Here is a 21,841-nt window from a genome sequence, read left to right as displayed (position 1 = left end):
GGCCATCAGTGCCGCGCAAGGGCGCGCACCATCGCAATGACCTCCGCCGGCTCGACCGGCTTGAGCAGATGCGCCTGGAAGCCGGCGCGCAGCATGTTCACCCGGTCTTGCGGGCGCGCGAGGCCGGTCACCGCGATCGCGGCGATGCCGTCTGTCGCCAGCGAGCGGTCGGTGCGCAGCTCGCGGATGAACTCGTAGCCGTCCTTCCCCGGCATGCCGATGTCGGACACCACGACCTGCGGCGGCGCTTCGCGGATGCAGCCGATTGCCTCGTCGGCGCCCGCGGCGGTCTGCACCACGGCGCCAGCGCCTTCCAGCAGCATCTTCAGCACGCCGCGCGCATCGGCATCATCGTCGATCAGCAACACGCGAACGTCGTGCAGCGGTGCCGGATCGGCCTCGGCATCTTGCGGTACGGCAACCACCGTGGTGCCGACGGCCGCGACCACCAGCGGGAACTCGATGCTAAAGACCGCTCCGCGGCCCAGTCCTGCGCTTTCAGCGCGTATCGATCCGCCATGCAACTCGACCAGATTCCTGCAGATCGACAATCCCAGTCCCAGGCCGGACCGCTCCTGGCGCATCGCGGCGTCGGCCTGCCAAAATCGCTCGAAGACATAGGGAAGCTGCGCCGGGTCGATGCCTGCGCCGGTGTCGGCGACGTGCAGCCGCACATGCATTCCCTCGCGTGACAGCCCGATCTGCACGCGTCCGCCGCGGGGCGTGAACTTGACGGCATTCGAGACCAGGTTCCAAACGATCTGCTGCACCCGAGCCGGGTCGGCATTGACGGTGCCGGCGGAGTTGTCGATGGACGTCACCAAGTCAACGCCCTTGGTTTGCGCCATCGGTCGCGCGGCGTCCGCGCCCGCCTCGACGATTGGCGCCAGATCGATCGGTCGCGGACTGATGCGCAACTTGCCGCTCACGATGCGTGACACGTCCAGCAGGTCCTCGATGAGCTGGCCCTGGAGTTGCGCGTTGCGTTCGATGGTGTCGAGCGCGCGCTGCTGCATCGGCGCATCCAGCTTGCCCGACTTCGCCAGGCGCACCCAACCGGTGATCGCGCTCAACGGCGAGCGTAGCTCGTGCGAGACGACGGCCAGGAACTGGTCCTTGGCGGCCGTCGCCACCTCGGCAGCGCGTCGGGCATCGATCAGCGCCGCCTCGAACTCTTTGCGACGCACCATCGTCATCATGCAGCAGTGGTTCAGCGACGTACCGTCACCGTCCCCCTCGCCGTCACGTACCGCGCTGGCGAGCACCGGCAAGTCGGTGCCGGCGGCGGTACGCAGTATCAGGTGCACCTCATCGGCGTGGCCATGCAGTTTCAGCAGCGGGAAGAAATGCGTGCTGTGGAACACGCGTGACGCCGGGGCGAGCACGCGGTCGATATGGCTGCCGGCCAAATCGCCGATCGGGGTGCCCAACCAGGCGTGCAGGCAAGGGTTGGCGTATCGGATGGTGCCGCTGTCGCAGAAGCTGAGCAATCCGAACGGCGCGAGCAGCAAGCCACGCTGCGCCCGCGGATCGCCGTCAGCCAGAGACACGGCCACCTCGCGCGAGGTATTGTTTCATCGCGTCGATGGTGAGCTGCGGATGGCTCATATGCGGGCAGTGGCCGGTGGCCTCGAGCACCGCCAGCTCACTGCCTGGCATGTGCTCCAGGAGGTAGCGGCCCACCGCCATCGGCGCGAGCGCATCATCGCGGACCTGCAGGATGAGGCTCGGTACAGGGGCGCGAGCGAGGTCAGCCCTGTTGTCGGCGAAGAACGTGGCCCGCGCGAAGGTCTGCGCGGCCAGCGGGTCGGTGGAGCAGAAGCTTTGCTCGAGCTCGGCGCCGAGGTCCGGCCGGCCTGGATTGCCCATCACCACCGGCGCGAGATAGGACGCCCAGCCGATGTAGTTGTGGTCCATCAGCGAGAGTAGGCTCTCGATGTCGCCGCGCTCGAAACCGCCGACATAGCAGGGGTCGTTGATGAAGCACGGCGACGGCGCAACCATCACGAGGCTCGCGAAGCGCGACGGCTGCCGAATTGCGGCCAGTAGGCCGATCATTGCGCTGACCGAGTGGCCGACCAGGATGGCCTGCTGGAGTTCGAGCGCCTCGCAGACATCGAGCAAGTCTAGCGCGTAACCTTCCAGTGAACTGTAGCGAGCGGCGTCGAAGGCTCTCAAGTCGGACTGGCCGCAGCCGACGTAGTCGAACAGCACGACGCGGTGCGTGTCGGCGAATGCTGGGGCCACGAAGCGCCACATGTTCTGATCGCAGCCAAACCCATGGGCGAAGACCATGGTCGGCTTGTCGCCGGCGCCGGCGATGCGAACGTTGTTGCGCAGAAGGATCGATTCACGAGGCTGCATGGCGGGCATGGCAGAGAGTCCAGCCGCAATGTTACCCCCCGGATTGTGCTAGGGAGGGTTTGCACAAAGCGCTGCGCCGTGCCCTTGCGCATTGACCGAGCGGGAAGTCGATGATTGCAATGTATCGATAGGCATTCAACTGCCGGTGCATTGGCTAGCGCACACCCGCTCGCGCTGCGGTCGCCTGCGGCAGCGACGGGCCGAAGCCCTGCTGTTGGCCGTGTCCCTGCTTCGACCGGCAACGGCTTGACGACGCAAGGGTGACCAGCGCGCCGGCTGTAGGCAAAGTCGCTCGAGAAGGTGCCACGCGTCGGCTGAAAAAATTGCGCGGGCGACAGCCCAGCCCTGCAGCGACCGACTTCAGCTCGCCGGCGCTGCGCTGTCGAAAGGCGGGATGTCAAAGTGCAGAACGTCTTCACGCACGCCCAGCTTGGTGTACAGCGCGATCGCCGGGTCGTCGCCGTGGTCGGCCTGCACAAAGATCACGTAGATGCCGCGCGCAGTGGCCAGCTTCCTCAGCTTTTCGATCAAGGCCGTGGCAACACCTTGGCGTCGATAGGCCGTGTCGACCGCCAGATCGTAGATGTACAGCTCGGATCGAGCTTGCTCGAACTTGGGCAGCACGTAGGCGGCCAGCCCCCCGATGACCTGAGAGCCCGCCAGGGCGGCCACGGCGATGAAGTTGTCGTTGGACAGCAGGCCTTCGAGGTAACGATCGTCAGGCTGCTTGGCGGTGTAGGTAGGAACGTCTTCGAACGCCTCACCGAACATGGACAGCATGCCGCGCAGAGCGGCGAGATCCCTGTCGCCGAGGACGCGAATGTGGACGGATTGCTTCGCTTCGATGGGGTCTCGACGGGACGGCATGTGTTGCATGGCTTGTGGCGACGCAGCCCGTGATCCCATGGATAGCGCAGGCCGAGCACGACTATGCCATAGCCACGGAGTGGCCGGTCATCAGCCGTCCGCGGCATTGCTCGGGGCCAATGGCACTGCGCAAGATTTCAGCAATGTGGCGACAAGCACGCGGCGACGCCGTGGGTTGAGGCGCCATGCATCGCTGTCCACAGATTTGTCCACTGTCCCGGTGGACAACCGGCCTGTCTTGTGGCCTCGAGTGCCTTGGGCACCTCATGTGCTCTGCTGGACGGCGCACACAGGAATTGCGTTACAGTTTCTCGTGTCATCCGCATCAGCCGCCGGCACGCGTGGCCGCGGCCATGCCGGGCACGACCGTCGAGCGCCATGCTCAGTCAGCATGCCGTCCGGCGCTCGGATGTCCGGCAGAACAGGCCAACGACCGCGACGACGGAGAGAAACAGACATGCCAACACCGGACCGGGACCGTCGTGCCAGCCGCCGCGCCGCGCTGCAGCAGGAGTGCGAGGTCGTCCTGCCGGGCAACGTCTGCCGGAAGGGACGTACCTGCGAGTTGGGCCTCGACGGCCTGTCGCTGCTGACCGGCAAGCCAATTTCTCCGGGCGTCCGCTGCCAGGTCCGGTTCCAACTGCCCACGGCCGCCGGACCATTGCCGCTCTTTCTGTCGGCCAAGGCGGTCTATTCCTCGTTCCAAAGTGCGGAGCGCTTTCGCATCGGGCTGCTGTTTGACCGGCTGACGGACGAGGACGAGCAGGCCCTGGCCGGGTTTCTGCACGGGCTCGGTTGAGACGTACGAGGGCGGCGCCCGGTGATTGCCGCCGCCGAATCCGCCCACCTATACTCGACCAATGAACGAACTAGTACATGCGCGCATGAGGCGAACGTCACGCAGCGCAGCTCCGCCGCGCAAGGAAACCGGCCGCACCAATGACCCCGAGCGGACGAAGGCCAACATCCTGGAGGTGGCGGAGGCCGAGTTCGGCGAGAAGGGTCTGGCGGGCGCGCGCATCGACGAGATCGCGAACGTCACAAAGACCAGCAAGCGCATGATCTACTACTACTTCGGCAGCAAGGAAGGCCTGTACCTTGCCGTGCTGGAGGAAGCCTATCGCCGTGTGCGCGACGTCGAGGCAGAACTGAACCTTCAGGACCTCGAACCTGAAGAGGCACTGCGCAGGCTGGTCGCCTTCACCTTCGACCACCATGCGCATCACGAGAACTACATCCGACTGGTGATGTCCGAGAACATCAGTCGTGGGCAGTACCTGGCGCAGAGCCAGCGCATTCAGGACCTCAACGTACCGGCCATCGCGGCCATTCGCAACCTCTACGAGCGCGGCGTGAAGCTGGGCCTGTTCCGCAAGGGACTCGACCCGGTGGACATCCACGCCTCCATCTCGGCGCTGAGCTTCTTCAACGTATCGAACCGGCACACCTTCGGGCTCATCTTCAAGCTAGACATGCAGTCACCCGCTTATGTCGCGCAGCGCCGCGACAACGTGGTGGAGATGATCGTCCGCTTCGTCCGCAAAACCTGATCCGCACCGGGCAACCGCCGTTCGCAGGCCTGCGGCGACAGCGGGGTTTTCCCTCAGTTTAAAACTAACTAGTCCGTACAAAATGGGTGACAGGAGATCGCCCTTGCTTCAAGCCTTCATCGACCGGGTCTGCCGGCTCTTCGTTTCCCTGATGGTCGTCTGCCTGGCGCTCATGGTCGTCATGGTGTTCGGCAACGTGGTGCTGCGCTACGGCTTCAACTCCGGAATCACGGCATCCGAAGAACTGTCACGCTGGCTGTTCGTGTGGATGATCTTTCTCGGCGCCGTGGTGGCGTTGCACGACCGTGCACACCTGGGCACCGACGCGCTGGTCGCCCGGCTCCCGATGGCCGGCCGCAGGTTGTGCCGTGTCGCGGCGCATCTGTTGATGTTGGGCGTTTGCTGGCTGATGTTGCACGGCGCGTGGCAACAGACCGTCATCACCTACCGCACCTCCAGTGCGGTGATGGAAATCCCGATGGCGGGCTTGTACGGCAGCAGTGTGCTGTTCGCACTGCTTGCGACGCTGATCATCGTGCACGAGTTATGGAAGCTGGCTACCGGGCAACCGGACCACGACCGTCCCGCTGCATCCGCCGAAGCCGGCGGTCCGCCGCACGGCGACCCGCAGGCGTCGGCATCTGACGCCACGAAGGAGCAGTCGTGACGATTGCCGTCTTTCTGGGTGTGCTGCTCGGCGCCATGGCACTGGGCGTGCCGATCGCCTTTTCGCTGCTGATCTGCGGCGCCGCACTGATGTGGCACCTCGACATGTTCGACGCGCAGATCCTGGCCCAGAACGCGGTAGAGGGTGCCAACAGCTTCCCGCTGCTGGCTGTGCCCTTCTTCATGCTGGCCGGCGAGATCATGAACGCCGGCGGGCTGTCGCGTCGCATCGTCGGCTTCGCGATGACGCTGGTCGGGCACGTCAAGGGCGGACTGGGCTACGTGGGCATCATGGCCGCGGTCCTGATGGCAGCGCTGTCAGGCTCGGCAGTGGCTGACGCGGCCGCACTGGCTGCCCTGCTGCTGCCGATGATGAAGCGCGCCGGCTACGACAGCGCGCGTTCCGCGGGCCTCCTGGCGTCGGCCAGCATCATTGCGCCGGTCATCCCGCCGAGCATCGGCTTCGTGGTGTTCGGCGTGGCGGCCAACGTCTCGATCTCCAAGTTGTTCATGGCGGGCATCGCCCCCGGCGCGATGCTGGGCGCCGCGCTGTGGCTCACGTGGTGGCTGCTGGTGCGCAAGGAGAAGATCGCGGCAGCCCCCCGTGCCAGCCACCGCCAGGTGCTGGTCGCCTTGAAGGATGCGACATTTGCGCTGGGCCTGCCGGCCATCGTCGTCGGCGGGCTGAAGTTCGGCGTCTTCACGCCCACCGAGGCCGCGGTCGTCGCAGCGGTGTACGCGCTGTTCGTTTCCACGGTGATCTACCGCGAGCTGAAGCTCTCGCAACTCTATGACCTCTTTGCCGCAGCGTCGCAGACCACGGCGGTGATCATGTTCCTGGTCGCGGCGGCAATGGTATCGGCCTGGATGATCACCGTCGCCAACCTCCCGGGCGAACTGGTCGCCCTGCTGCAGCCGTTGCTGGACCGACCCACGCTGCTGCTGATCGCGCTGATGGTCATCACGATGCTGGTCGGCACGGCGATGGACATGACGCCGACCATCCTGATCCTCACGCCGGTGTTCATGCCTCTGGTGAAAGCGGCCGGCATCGACCCGGTCTACTTCGGCGTGCTGTTCATGATCAACAACGCGATCGGCCTGATCACACCACCGGTCGGCACGGTGCTGAGCACCGTCGCAGGGGTGGGCAAGGTCAGCATGGACCGCGTCGTCCGGGGCGTCTTGCCCTTCATGCTGGCGCAGTTCGCGGTGATGTTCCTGCTGGTGCTGTTCCCCAGCCTGGTGATCGCGCCCGCCCGCTGGTTCTATTGACGACTCCGCTGCCGGCGGTGCAAGGGCACGCCACCTCCGGCACGGCTGATCACAGCGTCCCGAAGTCAAACAGGAGACATGCAATGAAACGACTCTTCCTCAAGGCTCTGGCAGTCACCGTGGCAGCGGCTGCACTGGCTTCGGCGCATGCTCAGACGAAAACCATCAAGTTCGCCAACCAGAACGCCAAGGGCCACCCGATCGTGAGGGGCATGGAGAAGTTCGCCGAGCTGGTGGAGGCCCGCTCTGGCGGCAAGCTCAGGGTCAACGTGTTTCCCGGTGGGGTGCTGGGCAGCGACCAGGCCAACCTTTCGGCGCTGCAGGGCGGCACGCTCGAGATGGCTTCGATGAACTCCGGAATATTCGCCAGCCTGGTCAAGGACTTCGCGATCTACGACTTTCCGTTCCTGTTCGCCAATTCCCGAGAGGCCGACACCGTGGTTGACGGGTCCTTTGGCAAGGGCCTGCACGCGAAACTGGAAGAGCGCGGTATCGTGGGCTTGGCGTACTACGAGCTGGGCTTCCGCAACATCACCAACAGCAAGCGTCCGATTCAGAAAGTCGAAGACCTGGCCGGGCTCAAGCTGCGCGTGATCCCCAATCCGATCAACATAGACTGGGTGAGTGCGCTGGGCGCCAACCCGACGCCGCTGCCGTTTCCCGAACTGTACGCCGCGCTGGAACAGAAGGCGGTCGATGGGCAGGAGAACCCGGTGGCCACGATCAACGGCGCGAAGTTCTATGAGGTGCAACAGCACCTGGTGCTCACGAACCACCAGTACAACCCGCAATCTGTGGTCGTCGGCAAGAAGTTCTGGGACGGTCTGTCGGCCGACGAGAAGAAGATCCTGCAGGAGGCCGCGGACGAATCGGCGCGCTATCAGCGCGAGCAGGCGCGAGCCTCGGTCACGTCGACGCTGGAGTCGCTGAAGAAGCACGGCATGCAGGTCACCGAGCTGCCGCCCGCCGAAGTGGCCAAGATGCGGGAACGCATGAAGCCGGTGATCGCGAAGCACTCCGTCAGCGTCGGTGAGGCCACGGTCAGCTCGATGATGGCCGAGCTCGACAACCTGAGGAAGTGACCGCCCCGGACCAGGAGCCGTACTGCATGAACGCGCGCCCGTTCGCGACAGGCAGTCTCCGCATCGACGGCGACACCGAACTGATCGCCCACCTGGGCTTTCCGACTCATGCCTTCAAGGCTCCGCTCATCTACAACCCCTACTTCGCGTCGATCGGCTTGAATGCGGTGGTGGTGCCGATGGGCTGCCGCCCGGAGTCGTTCCCGACGCTGCTGCGCAGCCTGTTCCAGCTCGAGAACATCCGCGGTGCACTGATCACGATGCCGCACAAGGTCAGCACGCTGGCGCTGCTCGACGAGGTGACGCCGACGGCCGAGGTAGCCGGGTCCTGCAACGCCGTCAAGCGCATGCCCGACGGCCGCCTGCTGGGGGACATGTTCGACGGTGAGGGTTTCGTGCGCGGCTTGCTGCGCAAGGGTTTCCGGGTCGCGGGCAGTCGCGCGCTGGTCGTGGGCAGCGGCGGCGTCGGCAGTGCAATTGCAGCGTCGCTTGCGGCCGCGGGCGCACGTGAGCTGGCGCTGTACGACGTTCAGGCTGCCTCGGCACAGGCGCTTGCCGAGCGGCTCCTCGCGCGACACCCGACACTTGCCGTCCGCACCGGCCACAACGACCCGGCCGGCTTCGACCTGGTGGTCAACGGCACGCCCCTGGGCATGGCCGCCGGCGATCCCCTGCCGATCGATGTGGAACGCCTGCAGCCGGCGACCTTCGTCGGTGAAGTGGTGATGCGCGCCGAGATCACGGCTTTCCTGTCCGCCGCGCAGGCGCGCGGCTGCCGCATCCAGATCGGATCGGACATGCTGTTCGAGCAGATCCCTGCCTACCTCGAGTTCTTCGGCCTGCCCAGCGTGACGGCCGACCGTCTGCGCGCCGTCGCGCAACTCCGCGCACAACCCCATGGAGGCTCCGCATGAGCGATCTCCTGCTTGCCCCTCAACTGCCACGCGAGCCTTGGCAGGCTTCGTTCAGCGACGAAGCCAACCCGATCGGCCTGGACGGCGTCGAGTTCGTCGAATACGCGACACAGAAGCCGCAGGCCTTGGGCCAGGTGCTCGAGATGATGGGGTTCCGGCTGACGGCCAGACACCGTTCGCGAGAGGTCTTGCTGTATCGGCAGGGCCGCATCAACATCGTCGTGAACGCTCACCCGGGCGATGCGCAGGCCGCGAGCCACGGCATCGACCAACCGAGCATCAGTGCGATTGCAGTGCGGGTGCGCGACGCGCGTGCTGCACGCCACTACGTACTGGAGCACGGCGGCTGGGAAGTGCCCACGCACCCCGATGCGATGGAACTGAACATTCCGGCCATACACGGTGCGGGCGGCTCGCGCGTCCATTTCGTCGACCGTTACCGCGACTTCTCGATCTATGACGTCGACTTCGTTCCGGTGCCCACCAGCGAGCCGCAGGTCGACGTACTGAGCGGGCTGCATCTCTTCGGCGTCGTGCAGTACATCGGGTGGGGTCGCACAGGCGACTGGGTGGAGTTCTACCAGGAAATGTTCGGAACCTCGGTGGTCCCCGCCCAACAGCGCTTCGGCATCATGCCGTCGGGCACCCTGCTGCGCGCGCCGTCGCGTGAGCCGGACAACCAATTCATGCTGCAACTGGTCGAACCTGCGATCGATGCCGCCGACGCGCGTGAGCATCTGCATCGCATCGGGCTCGGTGTGCCCGACGTGGTGACGGCCGTGCAGGAACTGCGCTCACGCGGTATCGAGTTCATGGAAAGCGCTGCAGCCCACACCGAGCGCCGCGGCGCGATCACCAAGACCTACCTCGGCAGCGTGGTGTTCGAGCTGGTGCTGAGCGAGCTCTCCCGGGAGGCGGCTTCATGAATGATCGACGCAGCCTCGAGGAAGCGCTGGCAGGCTTTGGCATGGACACCATCACGCTGGCCGGGCCGCTTGCTGCCAAGCTGGCGGCCATGAAGGACGCCGGCTTCCACCAGGTGATGCTGAAGGCGAACGATCTGGTGGGGCACCCGGGCGGCTGGCGTGCCGCTATCCAGGAGGTCCGTGCCAGCGGGCTGCGAGGCACCGGTTTTCAGGTGCTGCGCGACTTCGAGGGGTTGAGCGGGCATCTGCACCAGTACAAGCTCGACATCGCAAAGACCATGCTGCAGATGTGCGCAGCACTCGGCTGCGATGTTCTTCTCGCATGCTCGTCCACGTCGGCCCACGCCAGCCAGGACGTCGAGCAGATGGCGCGAGATCTGCGCAAGCTGGCCATGCTCGCATTGCCCTACGGCATCCGCATCGCCTACGAAGGCCTGTCATGGGGGCGCACGATCAACGAGTACACGACCGCCTGGGACATCGTGCGCCGCGCGGATTGCCCGAATCTCGGCATCGGCCTGGATTCCTTCCACATTTTCGCGGCCGGCACGTCGCTGGATGGCATCGGCGAACTCGATCCCCAGAAGATCTTTCTCGTGCAGTTGTCAGATTTTCTCTGGCAGGAGACCCGCACGTTCGAGGAGCGCATCGCGACGGCCCGCACCTACCGCGTCTTCCCGGGCGAGGGCGTGCACACCGAACGACTGGTGGATCTCGTTGTGCGACTCGAAACGATCGGCTACGCCGGCGATTACAGCTTCGAGGTCTTCAACGACGACTATCTGCAGATGCCGTTGTCCATGGTGGCGCAGCGCGCATCGAGGTCGGCGCTGTGGCTGGCGCAGGACGTGCTGAGACGCTCGCTGCCACTGCCGAATCAGCTCACGCTACGTGTGTTGCCTGAGTGAGTGCACGGTGCCTGCGCATCAGGTAAAACGCCACCGGTACCAGGAACAGCGACAGCAGCGGCGCCGTCACCATGCCGCCGAGCATCGGTGCAGCGATACGGCTCATCACCTCTGAACCGGTGCCGTCTCCCAAGACGATGGGCAGCAAGCCGGCAAGAATGACCGCCACAGTCATCGCCTTCGGGCGTACGCGCAACACCGCACCGTCGCGGATCGCATCGAGCAGCATGCGCGTGTCGGGCGGCTGACCCTGCGCGACCCGCACTGCCATCGCCTGCTTCAAGTACAGCAGCATGACGACGCCAAACTCGGCCGCCACACCGGCCAGTGCGATGAAGCCCACGCCCGTCGCCACGGACAGGTGGTAGCCCATCAGGTAGAGGAACCAGACGCCGCCGACGAGCGCGAACGGCAGCGTCGCCATGATGAGCAACGCCTCGTCGATGCGGCGGAAGGTCAGGTACAGCAGTACGAAGATGATCGCCAACGTCGCCGGCACAGCCACCTTGAGACGCGCGTTGGCGCGCTCGAGATATTCGAACTGGCCGGAATACGCCAGGCTCATGCCGGGCTCGATCTTGACCTCACGTGCCACAGCTTCGCGAAGGTCGCGCACCACCGAGGCGATGTCTCTGCCCCGCACGTCGACATACACCCAGCCCGAGGGGCGCGCGTTCTCGCTCTTGAGCATGGGCGGTCCGTCTGCCAGCTCGACGCGCGAGATGGTGCCCAGCGTGATCTGCTGCCCCGTGGGCGTCAGCACCGGCAGATCGCGCAGGCGCTGGGGCGTGTCTCGCATCTCACGCGGATAGCGAATGTTGATGGGAAACCGAGCGAGCCCTTCGACGGTTTCGCCGATGGTCTCGCCACCGATGGCACCGGCCACGATGGCCTGCACGTCATTGACATTCAGTCCGTAGCGCCCCGCCTGCGCGCGGTCGATCTTCACGTCGACGTAGCGACCGCCTTCGAGACGTTCGGCCAGCGCCGAACTGACGCCGGAAACTCCCTTCGCGACCCGCTCCACTGCCGCTGCGACTCGATCGATCGCCGACAAGTCGGTACCGGACACCTTGACGCCGACAGGACTCTTGATGCCTGTGGCCAGCATGTCGATGCGGTTGCGGATCGGCGGGATCCAGATGTTCGCCAGGCCCGGCACCTTGACGGCGGCATCCAGCTCCTCGAGCAGCTTCTCGGGTGTCATGCCGGGGCGCCACTGATCACGCGGCTTCAACCGTACCGTCGTCTCGAACATCTCGAGCGGTGCAGGATCGGTCGCGGTCTCGGCGCGTCCGGCCTTGCCGAACACCCGCTCCACTTCGGGTACCGTGCGGATCATGCGATCCGTCAACTGGAGCAGTTCAGAGGCCTTTTGCGCCGACAGCCCGGGCAGTGCCGAGGGCATGTAGAGCAGGTCCCCTTCGTCGAGCGGTGGCAGGAACTCGCCGCCCAACCGGGCGAGCGGCCACAGCGCGGTGGCGAGCAGCACCACAGCCGCCGCAAGCGTCGCCTTCGGCCGGGCCAGCACGCACTCCAGGGCGGGTCGGTAAACGGCGATCAACCCGCGCGTAACCGGGTTGCGTTCTTCCTCGGGGATGCGACCACGGATCCAGTAGCCCATCAGCACCGGGACCAGCGTGACCGACAGCCCCGCCGCGGCGGCCATCGCATAGCTCTTGGTGTAGGCCAAGGGTCCGAACAGGCGCCCTTCCTGCGCCTGCAGCGTAAACACCGGCACAAAGGACAGCGTGATGATCAGCAGCGAGAAGAACAACGCCGGGCCGACTTCGACCGCGGCCTCGGTGACCACGCGCCAGCGGGCCTCGCCTTCGAGTCGCAGTGCGGGGTGCGCGCGCTGCCACGCTTCGAGCTTCTTGTGCGCGTTCTCGATCATCACGACGGCGGCGTCGACCATTGCGCCGATCGCGATCGCAATGCCGCCGAGCGACATGATGTTCGCGTTGATGCCCTGCTGCTGCATCACGACAAACGCGGCCAGCACGCCCAGCGGCAGCGAGATGATCGCCACCAGCGCAGAGCGCAGGTGCCACAGGAACACGACGCACACGAGCGCGACGACGATGAACTCCTCCAGCAACTTGAACCCGAGGTTCTCGACGGCTCGGCCGATCAACTGGCTGCGATCGTAGGTCGGCACGATCTCGACGCCGGGCGGCAAGCTGCGCTGAAGCTCTTGCAGCCTGGCCTTCACCGCACCGATCGCGCGCTGCGCGTTCTTGCCGCTGCGCAGGATCACGACACCCCCGACCGCTTCGCCCTCGCCATCGAGCTCGCCGATGCCTCGCCGCATCTCGGGGCCGACCTGCACGGCTGCGACATCACCGACGCGTACGGGCACGCCGGCGCGGACGGCCAGCGGCACCTGGCGGAAATCCTCCAGCGACGCCAGATAGCCGCTCGAGCGCACCATGTACTCGGCCTCGGCGAGCTCCAGCACCGAGCCGCCGCTTTCCTGGTTGGCGTTCATGAGCGCCTCACGCACCTGCGCATGGGTGATGCCGTAGGCCACCAGCTTGGCGGGATCGAGCACCACCTGATACTGCTTCACCATGCCGCCCACGGTGGCCACTTCGGCAATGTCGGGAATGCTCTTTAATTCGAACCGCAGGAACCAGTCCTGCAAGGCGCGCAGTTGTGCGATGTCGTGGCGACCGCTGCGATCGACCAGCGCGTACTGGTACACCCAGCCGACGCCGGTGGCGTCCGGCCCCAGCGCAGGCCGGGCGCCCGCAGGCAGGCGGCCTTGCACCTGGCTCAGGTATTCGAGCACTCTGGAGCGGGCCCAGTACAGATCGGTGCCGTCCTCGAACAGCACGTAGACAAAGGAATCGCCGAAGAACGAGTACGCCCGCACTGTTTTCGCGCCCGGCACCGAAAGCATCGTCGTCGACAGCGGATAGGTCACTTGGTTCTCGACGATCTGCGGTGCCTGGCCCGGGTAACTGGTGCGGATGATCACCTGTACGTCGGACAGGTCCGGCAGCGCATCGATCGGTGTCTCGCGCAGCGCCAGCAGGCCCCATGCACTGAGCAACAACGTTGCCAGCAGCACCAGAACGCGATTGCCGACCGACCATCGGATCAAGGCCGCGATCATTTCGTCGCCCCCGATGCCACCGGTTCTATCTCGCGGATCTCGTAGCCCTCGGCGGCCTGCACGAAACGGAAGCGCACCCGGTCGCCCGGCTTCAGCCCGCTGGCGAGCTGGGGTTGTGCCAACTTGAAGGGCATTTCCATCGCACCCCACTGCAGCGACGGGATGGGCCCGTGGTCGACCGTCAATTCGCCGCCCCGGTGTTCCACCACGGCACCTTCGCCCTCATGCACACTGGCCGCTGCCGCGCCCGCCTGACGCGGCAGCAAGCCCTGCATGCTGGCTTCGGAGTCGATCAGAAACTGGCCCGATGCCACCACCTGCTGTCCGGCCTCGAGCCCGCGGCGCACGACAAGACGATCGCCGAGGTCCGCTCCGAGTTCGACCTCGACCGGGTGATAGCGCCCGGGTGTGTCGACCACATACACCACCGTACGCCGACCTGTGCGCACGACCGCTTCGGCCGGCACGACAAGCACCTCTTGCCCGGCTGTGCTGAACCGTACCTGGGCAAACATGCCCGAGCGCAGCCGTCCCAGCGGATTGGGCAGCTCGATGCGCACACGCAGCGTGCGGGTCTGTTCGCTGGCTTGCGGCAGCACCGCAGCCACCTTGCCAGGCAGGGGCTCGTCGGGCCACGCCTGCACGCGCACCTCGACCGCCTGTCCGGGCACCACCGCGGGTGCCTGCACTTCGGGCACCGAGGCTTCCAGCCACACCGTGGCCAGCCCGCTGATGCGCGCGAGGGTCATGCCGGGTGTCACGGTCATGCCGGAGCGCACCGTCAACTGGTCGACCAGACCCGCCAACGGCGCGCGAATGGCCGTCACGGCCTCGACCTTGCCGCTGGCTTCGACCGACCGGATCAGCGAGGCGGGCATACCGAGCAACACCAACCGTTGCCGTGCCGCGTCGGTCAATGCCGTGTCGCCGGTCGCACGCACCGCCAGGAACTCCTGCTGCGCTCCCGCCCACTCGGGCACTAGCAGATCGGCGATGTGCGCCCCGGCCGCAATCACGTCGCCCGGCGCCAACGCCGATACGTGCTCGACGAAGCCGCCGCTGCGCGCCTGCACGATGGCGACGTCACGTTCGTTCAGCTGGATCGTTGCGGGCACTTCGAGCACCACGCCGCCGCTGCGGCGCTCCACTGCCGCCGTGCGCCATCCCAGCGACTGAGCCAGCCGCGGATCGATGGCGACGGCGCCGGTGGCCGCCTCGTTTGCATACTTCGGCACCAACTGCATGTCCATGAACGGCGACTTGCCGGGCTTGTCGAAACGCTGGTTGGGCACCATCGGGTCGTACCAGTAGAGAACCTCCCGTCCCCCGTCCGACCCGGGCGCCGCCGCCTCCGAGCCCTTGTACGTCGAAGGAATCACAGCAGTGAACTTCGAGCCGACATACCCGCCGACGGCTCCGGCTGCCAGCAGGGCCAACGTCACCACGGCCCGACGATAGGAATGGGGGTGCATGCTGTTCACTCCGTCACCAGATGGGACAAACGCGCGTTCTGCTGCGCGAGCTCCGATTGCAGTTCGATGGTCCGCAGCCGCGCCTCGGCAGCGTTGCGGCGCGCGGCGAGCACGCTGCCAAGGTCCGCGCGGCCAGCCTGGTAGGCCGCCAGCGACAGGCGAGCCCGCTCTTGCACCAGCGGCTCGACCCGTTCGCGTTGGCGCTGCAGCGCGCGTTCGAGGCGGCGCAGCTCCGCCAGTTCGTCGTCGAGCTCGGCCGCAACACGCAGGCGCGCTTCTTCTGCTTCGGCTCGCACCCGTTCGGCGTCCTTCTGCCGCGCAGAGACGCGCGGTCCCTGCCGGGTGGAGGGCGAGACAGGCAGCTGGAAGCGCAATTGCACCGACAGCATGTCGCCGAAAGCACGCGAGCGGTTGCTGTAAGCCACCTCCCAGGCCCAGTCGCCACGTCGTTCGGCCTGCGCTTGCGCCACCGCCGCTTCGCTCATCGCCAACATCGGCTCGTAGGGCAGCAGTTCGACATGTCGGTTCAGCCGCGCCTTGAGTTGCAACGCGTCCACGGTGAGCAGCGGCGGATCTCCTGCCGGCTCTGCCTCGCCAAACCAGCGAACGAATGCCGCCTGCGCACCGTCGAACTGCCGCTGCAGCTCGTCGCGCCTGTCGTCCAGCGCGGCAGCCTCGAGCCTGGCCATCGCTGCGTCAGCGGGCATCGCCGTGCCGGCGGCCACGCGTGCATGCACCGTGTCGACGAGCAGGGCCACCTCTCGTTCAACGCTCGCCAACGCGACCAGCCGCCGCTGCGCATAGTGGCGTGCCAGCCATGCAACGGCCGCCTCACCCCTGACCTGCTGGCGTACCGCCAGCCACCGTGCTCGCTCGCGCTCGCGGGCCGCCTGCGCTCCGATGCGCTGCGCCGCTCGCTTGGCTGCATTCGGCACCTCCTGCATCCAGCCGAGACGGCGCATGGTCATCGGCTCGGCGCTCCAGTCGAAGCGATCGCGGCCACCGACGGGCAGGTTCTCGAGCCCGACGCTCAGGCTCGGGTCCGGCAGTTGGCCTGCCGCTTCAGCGCTGCGCGCCGCCGCATCGACGGAAGCGGCACCGGCGGCCAGGGACGGAGCGCGGCGCTCGGCGGCGTCGAGCGCCTGTTCATAGGTGAGGCCCGGTGCCGCACCGGCCGGCATGCCGATGGCGACGGCCAGCCCAAGGATGGCCGCGGCACTCGGGCCGGGCCAAAACGGAAGTCTCATGGATGTTCTCCGCAATCTGCTGCCTGACAAGCTCTTGCAGGTGCCGGCATCCCGTCGCCGGGCAGCCGCACGCCGGGAGCTCAGGCGCTAGTTGCGGAGAACGAGAAAGCTGAGATAGACCGGTGGCGTACCGAGCGGCGGCCCTGTGGGCGCGCTCGCCGCTCGCACCGACAGGGCGCAGGGGAGCTCGCACAGCCCCCCTCGGTCGAGCACCCAAGGCAGCACTGCAAGCGACAGGATGTCGACGCCAGGCGCGGTGTTCACCGTTTGCGTGCCGGCCTCGCAATGCGCCTTGCACAGCTGCGGCTGTTCAGGGTCCGGTGCCGTCATGCCGGCACAGTCGGGCATCGTCATCGCTGCCGGCATCCCGGGCACCACGGCCGATCCCGGGCAGGCGTACGCCAGCGTCGCGAACTGCATGAACAGCAGCGTCGCGATCAGCCAACCGGCAAGGCGGCAGCGAGTGCTGGCAGACAGGCGCATGGTCGCAAGTCTAGCGTGTCCGTCAGCGACTTGTTTGACTCGTGTCAGGAGCCGCAGGACTTGCTGCACCGCACGCTGGTGCCCGGGGGGGCGCCGTACCGCTCAATGGGTGCTCGAGGCACGCGCACCCGACGAGGACTGCGCGCCGCGCTGCTGCGACATGCGCCTGCATTCGTCCGCACAACGGCGGCACGTCTGCGCGCATTGCTGGCAGTGGTCCATCTGATGCTTCGCGCACTCGTCGCCACACATCTCGCAGATGTCGCCGCACAGCGCGCAGATGGCGTGTGCGTTCTCGCTGCCCCGCGCCATGGCAGCCGCCGCAAGGCGACAGATCGCCGCGCAGTCCATGTCGAGTTCGATGCAACGGGCCATGGCTTTCGGATCTGGTTCCTTCAGGCAGGCGGTTGCGCAATGCTCGCACGCGACCGCGCACTGATTGCAGGCTTCGATGCAGGAGGCGTATTGCTGGTATGCCATGGGGGCTCCTTCACACTGAAAAGCCGGGGATTCGGCATTGCCTGGGCGGCAAACCGCGCGCCCGAGCCCCGGGGCGTCGTCCGGAGCCCGCCGGTCCCCTGTCCGAGGCCGACGACCACGACATGATCGGATGCGCGTCGCGGCTACCGCCCGGCTTGTCGCTGGCACGCCTACAAATTCTCGCAACTGCCGCAAGCATTCTCGCTACTTGGGCAGCACCTTGACCTTGCCGACCATGCCGGCCTGGTAGTGCCCCGGAATCAGGCAGGCAAAATCGAATTCGCCTGCGCGGTTGAAGGTCCAGACCATGTCGCCCGCCTTGCCCGGGCGCACATGGATCATGTGCGGCTCGTCGTGCTCCATGTCGGGGAACTTCATCATCAGCTCAGCATGCTTGTCGAGCGCCTGCTTCGTGCCGAGCACGAACTCGTGCAGCACCTTGCCGTCGTTGCGATGGATAAAGCGCACGGTCTCTCCCTCGCGAATGTCGATGCGCTCGGGGGAGAAGCGCATCGTATCCAGCATCCGGACCTCGATGGTGCGTGTCACGGTCTTCGCGTCGCCCGCGATGCCCCAGGGCTGCTGCTCCTTGACTGCGGGTACGGGAGGCCGGTCCCGGTGCGAATCGTCGCCATGCGCGACGGCGAGGCCGGTCGCACTGACCAGCGCAGCCACTGCGGCCACGCGCTTCATTGCTTTCATCTGCTGCTCCTGCGGGTCAATGATCGTGTCCGCCGTGGTTGGCCGGCTTGCGAACCTTCACTTCGACATCCTTGGACGGCTGCTGTCGACGCGGCATCGATGAGCGGCCTGCGCCGTAAGCGCGCGCAGGATCGGGCAGCGCACCGGTCCACTCGTAGGCCACGGTGCCGGCCGGGTGCGGGTACCAGCCCGGGTCGGAATAGTCACCTCGCTTCTGTCCACGCCGTACCTTGACGACGCTGAACATGCCGCCCATTTCGACCGAGCCGAACGGCCCGTCGCCCGTCATCATCGGCGCCGTGTTGTCAGGCAGCGGCATCTCCATCTCGGCCATGTCCGCCATGCCCCGCTCGCCCATCACCATGTAGTCCGGGATCAGCTTCGTGATCTGCTTGACGACACCGCGGTGTTCGACGCCGATCATCGTCGGCACGTCGTGGCCCATTGCGTTCATCGTGTGATGGCTCTTGTGGCAGTGAAAGGCCCAGTCGCCTTCCTCGTCGGCCAGGAACTCGATCTGGCGCATCTGCCCGACCGCGATGTCGGTCGTCACCTCATGGAACCGCGTCGACTTCGGCGTCGGGCCACCGTCGGTGCCGGTGACCAGGAACTCATGCCCGTGCAGATGCATGGGATGGTTCGTCATCGTCAGGTTGCCGATGCGGATGCGCACCTTGTCGTTCAGCCGCACGTTCAGCGAGTCGATGCCTGGAAAGACCCGGCTGTTCCACGACCACAGGTTGAAGTCGAGCATCGTCATGATCTTGGGCGTGTAGCTGCCCGGCTCGATGTCGTAGGCGTTCAACAGGAACACGAAGTCACGATCGACCTCGTCGATCAGCGGATGCCGGCTCTTCGGATGCGTGATCCAGGAGCCCATCATGCCCATCGCCATCTGCGTCATCTCGTCTGCATGCGGGTGGTACATGAAGGTGCCCGGCCGCCGCGCGACGAACTCGTAGACAAACGTCTTGCCCGGCGGAATGCCCGCCTGAGTGAGCCCCGTCACGCCGTCCATGCCGTTCGGCAGGCGCTGGCCGTGCCAGTGCACCGACGTGTGCTCGGGCAGCTTGTTCGTCACGAAGATGCGCACGTGATCGCCTTCGACGACCTCGATCGTCGGGCCCGGCGACTGGCCGTTGTAGCCCCAGAGGTGCGCCTTGAAACCCGGCGCCATCTCGCGCACGACCGGCTCCGCCACCAGGTGGAACTCCTTGACGCCGTTGTTCATGCGCCAGGGCAGCGTCCAGCCGTTCAACGTCACCACCGGGGTGTACGGTCGGCCCGTATCGGGCACCAGCGGTGGCATCGTATCGGGGCTGGACTGCGTGATCGGCTCCGGCAAGGCCGCCATCGCGACTTTGCTGATGCTGGCTGCCGCGGCCGCGGTTGCCACGCCGGCCGTGCCCGTTAAAAAGCGACGTCGATTCGTTGTCATGTTCTGTTGCTCCGTCGGATTCAGTGGGCACCCGCCGCTGCCGGTGCGGCGGCCGGTGACTCAAGCGCAACGCTGCCTGCCGGGCGGCCGATCAGCGCGCTCTGCAAGGCGGCATCGGCCAGCCAGAAGTCCCGCTGCGCGTCGATCGCCTGCATCACGGTGCCGATCTGCTCGCGCGTATCGGCCAGCAGTTCGAACACGCCGATCAGCATGCCGTTGTAGCGAAGCAGGTTTTCCTCGGCGATGGTCTTTTGCAGCGGCACGATCTCATCGCGGTAGTGGCGGGCCACGTCATAGGCCGTGCGATAACTGCCGTAGCTTTCGCGCACCTGCGAACTCGCCTCGACGGCAAGCTGCGCGGTGCGGTTGAGTGCCGCCATGTAGCGCGCCTGGCTGCCTGCTCTGGCAGCGTCGCCGGCATCGAAGATCGGCAGCTCGAACTCGAGTTCATAACCCTTCTGCGGCGCTTCGCCCGTTTCGCTGTTGCGCACGCCGGCGACATGCAGGCCATTGACCACGCTGGTCACCCGCGTCAAGCCCCGCTGACGCGCCAGTGCGTCGAGTTCGGCGCGCGCCAGCCGCAGGTCCAGCCGCTGGTCGAGTGCTACTTGCGCAACACTCGCCTCATCCCTCGCCATGACGGGCAGATCTGGCAGCCGCTGCGGCAGTTGGAGTGCCGCAGCTTGCGTATCGTCAAGCCCCAGGACGCGGACCAGTTCTTCACGCGCGCTTTGCGCGGCTTGGCGAGCGCGCGCCAGTTGTGCAACGGCCTGTGCAGAGTAGGCCTGCTCCCGGGCGCGCTGCAAGCGACTGAAGTTGCCGGCAGCCTGCATCCTGCGTGCCAGTTCGGCGCCCGCATCCGCGGCGGTGTTCACCTGCTCGGCATAACGCAATGACTGCCCGGCCGCCACCGCCCGCACCCAGGCTTGCCGTGCACGGGTGGCGGCCTGCACGACGTCGCCGGATAGCCTCAGACGTGCCTGCTGCTGCTGCAGGTCGGCCAAGCGTTGGCGCGCTGGCCACATCAGCAGGTCGAACACCGAAAAGCTGATCATGCGGCCGATGTCGATCTCGGTCTCGCCGCCTGCACGACGCACCAGGCGCTCGAAGGTGAACACCGGGTTGGGCATCCGTGCGGACTGCGTCGCTTGCGCCGAAGCCTCGGCCTGCTGGAACAGCAGGCTCTGCAGTGCGGGACTGTAAGCGAGCGCAATGCGCACGGCGTCGTCACCCGACAACGGCTGCGTCAGCAGGGCGTCGACCTGCAGGCGTGCGTCGCGCCGCGCCTCGTCGGACGTCAGCCAGCGCGGCCGGGCACCGAGGTGCTGCTCGCTCACGGTCCGGGCGTGGTCGAAGTTCACGTCTATCGCCGTGCTCGCACAACCGGCCAGCGCCAGCGTAGCCGCCCACACCCATCCGCGCAGCCCCGGTGGGCGACAGGAAGAGATAGTTCTCATGCGAATTTCCTGGTCAGTGTCGGTGGTGGCCGCGGTCGGAGCGCTCGTCGGCTGCATCGACGGCTGCCGGCCCGACGGGTTCGAGCGCGTCGTTCGCCTCGCGCGCGTAGGCGCGCCATCCACCGATGCGGTGCACTTCTTCGTTCACTTGCGCCCAGGGCCGTACCGGCTGGTCGGCAAACGCGCGGTAGCGCTCGAAAGCCGATGCGTAGTGCGGCATGCCCGCTTGAGAGCCGGCGAGCGTTGCAGGTGCGGCATGGACGGCGGCCATGGCCGTCCAGGCCAGGGCCCACGCCCAACGGACGGGTCGAAAGTATCGGGACATCGAATCCTCGCTGGGAATGCACGCCCACTGTTGCGGGCATGAGCACGCGTGCGTCAGCCGCGTACTGAAAAGCTTCTCGACTCGGGAGAGGCTCAGCGAGGGGGGCGCTCCTGCCCGCCCGTCAGGAACGGAGCGCAGGCCAGCGGCAACCAGGGCGCCGGATGGATACGGGCCAACGTGGTGGGTAGATCCACCCCTGAAGCGGGCAGCGCGGCTGAGGAACAGCAGGCCGCGCAGGCACTGCAGTCGTGATCGGCCAGTTGCTGCCACGGCGCCGGGTGGTCAGCAGCCGGTGTCGCGTTGGAGTGCGTCGCAGCCGCATGGTGATCGTGCGGTGCAGCGTGCGGCGCGTGGTCGGCGTCGTGCTGATGATGCGCGTCAGCATGCTCGCTGACCATCCGCTCGTGTATCGTCCCGCAGAAGGTCATCGCTGCCGCTGCGTACCCCTGGAGCGGGACGGCGAGCGATAGCAGGCAGACGAACACGAACCGCAGGACGACAGGCATGGGCGCAGTTTAACGACGAACCCGCATCCTCGACCTTGCCACGGGGGCAAGGTCAAGC

21 protein-coding genes are annotated in these 21,841 nt (G+C 66.4%); 8 read left to right on the top strand and 13 right to left on the bottom strand.

Annotated features, from left to right (window positions below):
• Nucleotides 1-5: 5 nt before the first annotated feature.
• The 3 genes from M8A51_RS12670 to M8A51_RS12660 all read right to left on the bottom strand — a co-directional run bounded on the left by M8A51_RS12670 (nt 6) and on the right by M8A51_RS12660 (nt 3,231).
• A complete protein-coding gene (locus tag M8A51_RS12670; protein WP_251778823.1) occupies nt 6-1,550 on the bottom strand; it encodes a hybrid sensor histidine kinase/response regulator in 1,545 nt (514 codons plus the stop codon).
• Complete coding sequence (locus M8A51_RS12665) at nt 1,537-2,373, bottom strand: alpha/beta fold hydrolase (protein WP_280926086.1); 837 nt, start codon at nt 2,371-2,373, stop codon at nt 1,537-1,539. Before M8A51_RS12665 ends, M8A51_RS12670 begins: the two co-directional genes overlap by 14 nt.
• A gap of 351 nt (nt 2,374-2,724) precedes the next feature.
• Nucleotides 2,725-3,231, bottom strand: a complete 507-nt coding sequence (locus tag M8A51_RS12660) for an AAC(3)-I family aminoglycoside N-acetyltransferase (protein ID WP_259371964.1) — start codon at nt 3,229-3,231, stop codon at nt 2,725-2,727.
• Nucleotides 3,232-3,688: 457 nt separating this feature from the next.
• On the opposite strand from M8A51_RS12660, the gene M8A51_RS12655 reads away from it, so the two are divergent.
• The 8 genes from M8A51_RS12655 to M8A51_RS12620 all read left to right on the top strand — a co-directional run bounded on the left by M8A51_RS12655 (nt 3,689) and on the right by M8A51_RS12620 (nt 10,552).
• Nucleotides 3,689-4,030, top strand: coding sequence for a PilZ domain-containing protein (locus M8A51_RS12655; RefSeq protein ID WP_251778822.1), 342 nt, complete (start codon nt 3,689-3,691; stop codon nt 4,028-4,030).
• A 61-nt stretch (nt 4,031-4,091) separates the two neighbouring features.
• Nucleotides 4,092-4,781, top strand: a complete 690-nt coding sequence (locus M8A51_RS12650; RefSeq protein ID WP_407062229.1) for a TetR/AcrR family transcriptional regulator — start codon at nt 4,092-4,094, stop codon at nt 4,779-4,781.
• A 103-nt stretch (nt 4,782-4,884) separates the two neighbouring features.
• Nucleotides 4,885-5,448 carry a TRAP transporter small permease gene (locus tag M8A51_RS12645; protein ID WP_251778820.1) on the top strand — a complete coding sequence of 188 codons (564 nt, stop codon included), beginning with the start codon at nt 4,885-4,887 and terminating at the stop codon, nt 5,446-5,448.
• On the top strand, nt 5,445-6,722 hold the full coding sequence (locus M8A51_RS12640) for a TRAP transporter large permease subunit (protein WP_251778819.1): 1,278 nt from the start codon (nt 5,445-5,447) through the stop codon (nt 6,720-6,722). Before M8A51_RS12645 ends, M8A51_RS12640 begins: the two co-directional genes overlap by 4 nt.
• A gap of 83 nt (nt 6,723-6,805) precedes the next feature.
• The gene (locus tag M8A51_RS12635) at nt 6,806-7,804 is read left to right on the top strand and encodes a TRAP transporter substrate-binding protein (RefSeq protein ID WP_251778818.1); all 999 of its coding nucleotides are present in this window, start codon (nt 6,806-6,808) and stop codon (nt 7,802-7,804) included.
• 26 nt (nt 7,805-7,830) lie between these two features.
• Complete coding sequence (locus M8A51_RS12630; RefSeq protein WP_251778817.1) at nt 7,831-8,718, top strand: shikimate dehydrogenase family protein; 888 nt, start codon at nt 7,831-7,833, stop codon at nt 8,716-8,718.
• Nucleotides 8,715-9,644 carry a 4-hydroxyphenylpyruvate dioxygenase gene (locus tag M8A51_RS12625; protein WP_251778816.1) on the top strand — a complete coding sequence of 310 codons (930 nt, stop codon included), beginning with the start codon at nt 8,715-8,717 and terminating at the stop codon, nt 9,642-9,644. Before M8A51_RS12630 ends, M8A51_RS12625 begins: the two co-directional genes overlap by 4 nt.
• Entirely contained in the window at nt 9,641-10,552 is a 912-nt protein-coding gene (locus M8A51_RS12620; RefSeq protein WP_251778815.1) for a sugar phosphate isomerase/epimerase family protein, read from the top strand. The genes M8A51_RS12625 and M8A51_RS12620 overlap by 4 nt, the downstream gene beginning before the upstream one ends.
• Here the strand turns inward: M8A51_RS12620 and M8A51_RS12615 are convergent.
• The 10 genes from M8A51_RS12615 to M8A51_RS12570 form a co-directional block, all read right to left on the bottom strand.
• On the bottom strand, nt 10,527-13,673 hold the full coding sequence (locus M8A51_RS12615) for an efflux RND transporter permease subunit (protein ID WP_251778814.1): 3,147 nt from the start codon (nt 13,671-13,673) through the stop codon (nt 10,527-10,529). The genes M8A51_RS12620 and M8A51_RS12615 overlap by 26 nt on opposite strands.
• Nucleotides 13,670-15,145, bottom strand: coding sequence for an efflux RND transporter periplasmic adaptor subunit (locus tag M8A51_RS12610; protein ID WP_251778813.1), 1,476 nt, complete (start codon nt 15,143-15,145; stop codon nt 13,670-13,672). Before M8A51_RS12610 ends, M8A51_RS12615 begins: the two co-directional genes overlap by 4 nt.
• 5 nt (nt 15,146-15,150) lie before the next feature.
• The gene (locus tag M8A51_RS12605; protein ID WP_251778812.1) at nt 15,151-16,392 is read right to left on the bottom strand and encodes a TolC family protein; all 1,242 of its coding nucleotides are present in this window, start codon (nt 16,390-16,392) and stop codon (nt 15,151-15,153) included.
• A gap of 87 nt (nt 16,393-16,479) precedes the next feature.
• Nucleotides 16,480-16,875, bottom strand: coding sequence for a hypothetical protein (locus tag M8A51_RS12600; protein ID WP_251778811.1), 396 nt, complete (start codon nt 16,873-16,875; stop codon nt 16,480-16,482).
• Nucleotides 16,876-16,977: 102 nt separating this feature from the next.
• On the bottom strand, nt 16,978-17,355 hold the full coding sequence (locus M8A51_RS12595) for a four-helix bundle copper-binding protein (RefSeq protein WP_251778810.1): 378 nt from the start codon (nt 17,353-17,355) through the stop codon (nt 16,978-16,980).
• Between the two features lie 204 nt (nt 17,356-17,559).
• Nucleotides 17,560-18,057 (bottom strand): cupredoxin domain-containing protein, encoded by a 498-nt coding sequence (locus tag M8A51_RS12590; protein ID WP_407062228.1) that lies wholly within the window; start codon nt 18,055-18,057, stop codon nt 17,560-17,562.
• Nucleotides 18,058-18,073: 16 nt separating this feature from the next.
• Nucleotides 18,074-19,495 (bottom strand): multicopper oxidase family protein, encoded by a 1,422-nt coding sequence (locus M8A51_RS12585; protein WP_251778809.1) that lies wholly within the window; start codon nt 19,493-19,495, stop codon nt 18,074-18,076.
• Nucleotides 19,496-19,515: 20 nt separating this feature from the next.
• The gene (locus M8A51_RS12580; protein ID WP_251778808.1) at nt 19,516-20,952 is read right to left on the bottom strand and encodes a TolC family protein; all 1,437 of its coding nucleotides are present in this window, start codon (nt 20,950-20,952) and stop codon (nt 19,516-19,518) included.
• Between the two features lie 13 nt (nt 20,953-20,965).
• Nucleotides 20,966-21,277: a hypothetical protein gene (locus M8A51_RS12575; RefSeq protein WP_251778807.1), complete on the bottom strand. Its 312-nt coding sequence runs from the start codon at nt 21,275-21,277 to the stop codon at nt 20,966-20,968.
• Nucleotides 21,278-21,369: 92 nt separating this feature from the next.
• Nucleotides 21,370-21,783 (bottom strand): hypothetical protein, encoded by a 414-nt coding sequence (locus M8A51_RS12570; RefSeq protein ID WP_251778806.1) that lies wholly within the window; start codon nt 21,781-21,783, stop codon nt 21,370-21,372.
• Nucleotides 21,784-21,841: the final 58 nt, after the last annotated feature.

The sequence above is a fragment of the Caldimonas mangrovi genome, from assembly GCF_023721835.1.
GTDB classification, from domain to species: domain Bacteria; phylum Pseudomonadota; class Gammaproteobacteria; order Burkholderiales; family Burkholderiaceae_C; genus Caldimonas; species Caldimonas mangrovi.
Note: the sequence above shows the minus strand (reverse complement) of the source record. Positions and strands in the feature narration are given on the sequence as shown.

Excerpts from the sequence above, each read along its gene's own strand:
- M8A51_RS12605 (WP_251778812.1), bottom strand. The coding sequence starts at position 16,392 with ATGAGACTTCCGTTTTGGCCCGGCCCGAGTGCCGCGGCCATCCTTGGG.
- M8A51_RS12625 (WP_251778816.1), top strand. The coding sequence starts at position 8,715 with ATGAGCGATCTCCTGCTTGCCCCTCAACTGCCACGCGAGCCTTGGCAG.
- M8A51_RS12665 (WP_280926086.1), bottom strand. The coding sequence starts at position 2,373 with ATGCCCGCCATGCAGCCTCGTGAATCGATCCTTCTGCGCAACAACGTT.
- M8A51_RS12600 (WP_251778811.1), bottom strand. The coding sequence starts at position 16,875 with ATGCGCCTGTCTGCCAGCACTCGCTGCCGCCTTGCCGGTTGGCTGATC.
- M8A51_RS12620 (WP_251778815.1), top strand. The coding sequence starts at position 9,641 with ATGAATGATCGACGCAGCCTCGAGGAAGCGCTGGCAGGCTTTGGCATG.
- M8A51_RS12580 (WP_251778808.1), bottom strand. The coding sequence starts at position 20,952 with ATGAGAACTATCTCTTCCTGTCGCCCACCGGGGCTGCGCGGATGGGTG.
- M8A51_RS12630 (WP_251778817.1), top strand. The coding sequence starts at position 7,831 with ATGAACGCGCGCCCGTTCGCGACAGGCAGTCTCCGCATCGACGGCGAC.
- M8A51_RS12650 (WP_407062229.1), top strand. The coding sequence starts at position 4,092 with ATGAACGAACTAGTACATGCGCGCATGAGGCGAACGTCACGCAGCGCA.
- M8A51_RS12575 (WP_251778807.1), bottom strand. The coding sequence starts at position 21,277 with ATGTCCCGATACTTTCGACCCGTCCGTTGGGCGTGGGCCCTGGCCTGG.
- M8A51_RS12570 (WP_251778806.1), bottom strand. The coding sequence starts at position 21,783 with ATGCCTGTCGTCCTGCGGTTCGTGTTCGTCTGCCTGCTATCGCTCGCC.
- M8A51_RS12610 (WP_251778813.1), bottom strand. The coding sequence starts at position 15,145 with ATGCACCCCCATTCCTATCGTCGGGCCGTGGTGACGTTGGCCCTGCTG.
- M8A51_RS12615 (WP_251778814.1), bottom strand. The coding sequence starts at position 13,673 with ATGATCGCGGCCTTGATCCGATGGTCGGTCGGCAATCGCGTTCTGGTG.
- M8A51_RS12595 (WP_251778810.1), bottom strand. The coding sequence starts at position 17,355 with ATGGCATACCAGCAATACGCCTCCTGCATCGAAGCCTGCAATCAGTGC.
- M8A51_RS12660 (WP_259371964.1), bottom strand. The coding sequence starts at position 3,231 with ATGCCGTCCCGTCGAGACCCCATCGAAGCGAAGCAATCCGTCCACATT.
- M8A51_RS12585 (WP_251778809.1), bottom strand. The coding sequence starts at position 19,495 with ATGACAACGAATCGACGTCGCTTTTTAACGGGCACGGCCGGCGTGGCA.
- M8A51_RS12655 (WP_251778822.1), top strand. The coding sequence starts at position 3,689 with ATGCCAACACCGGACCGGGACCGTCGTGCCAGCCGCCGCGCCGCGCTG.
- M8A51_RS12590 (WP_407062228.1), bottom strand. The coding sequence starts at position 18,057 with ATGAAAGCAATGAAGCGCGTGGCCGCAGTGGCTGCGCTGGTCAGTGCG.
- M8A51_RS12635 (WP_251778818.1), top strand. The coding sequence starts at position 6,806 with ATGAAACGACTCTTCCTCAAGGCTCTGGCAGTCACCGTGGCAGCGGCT.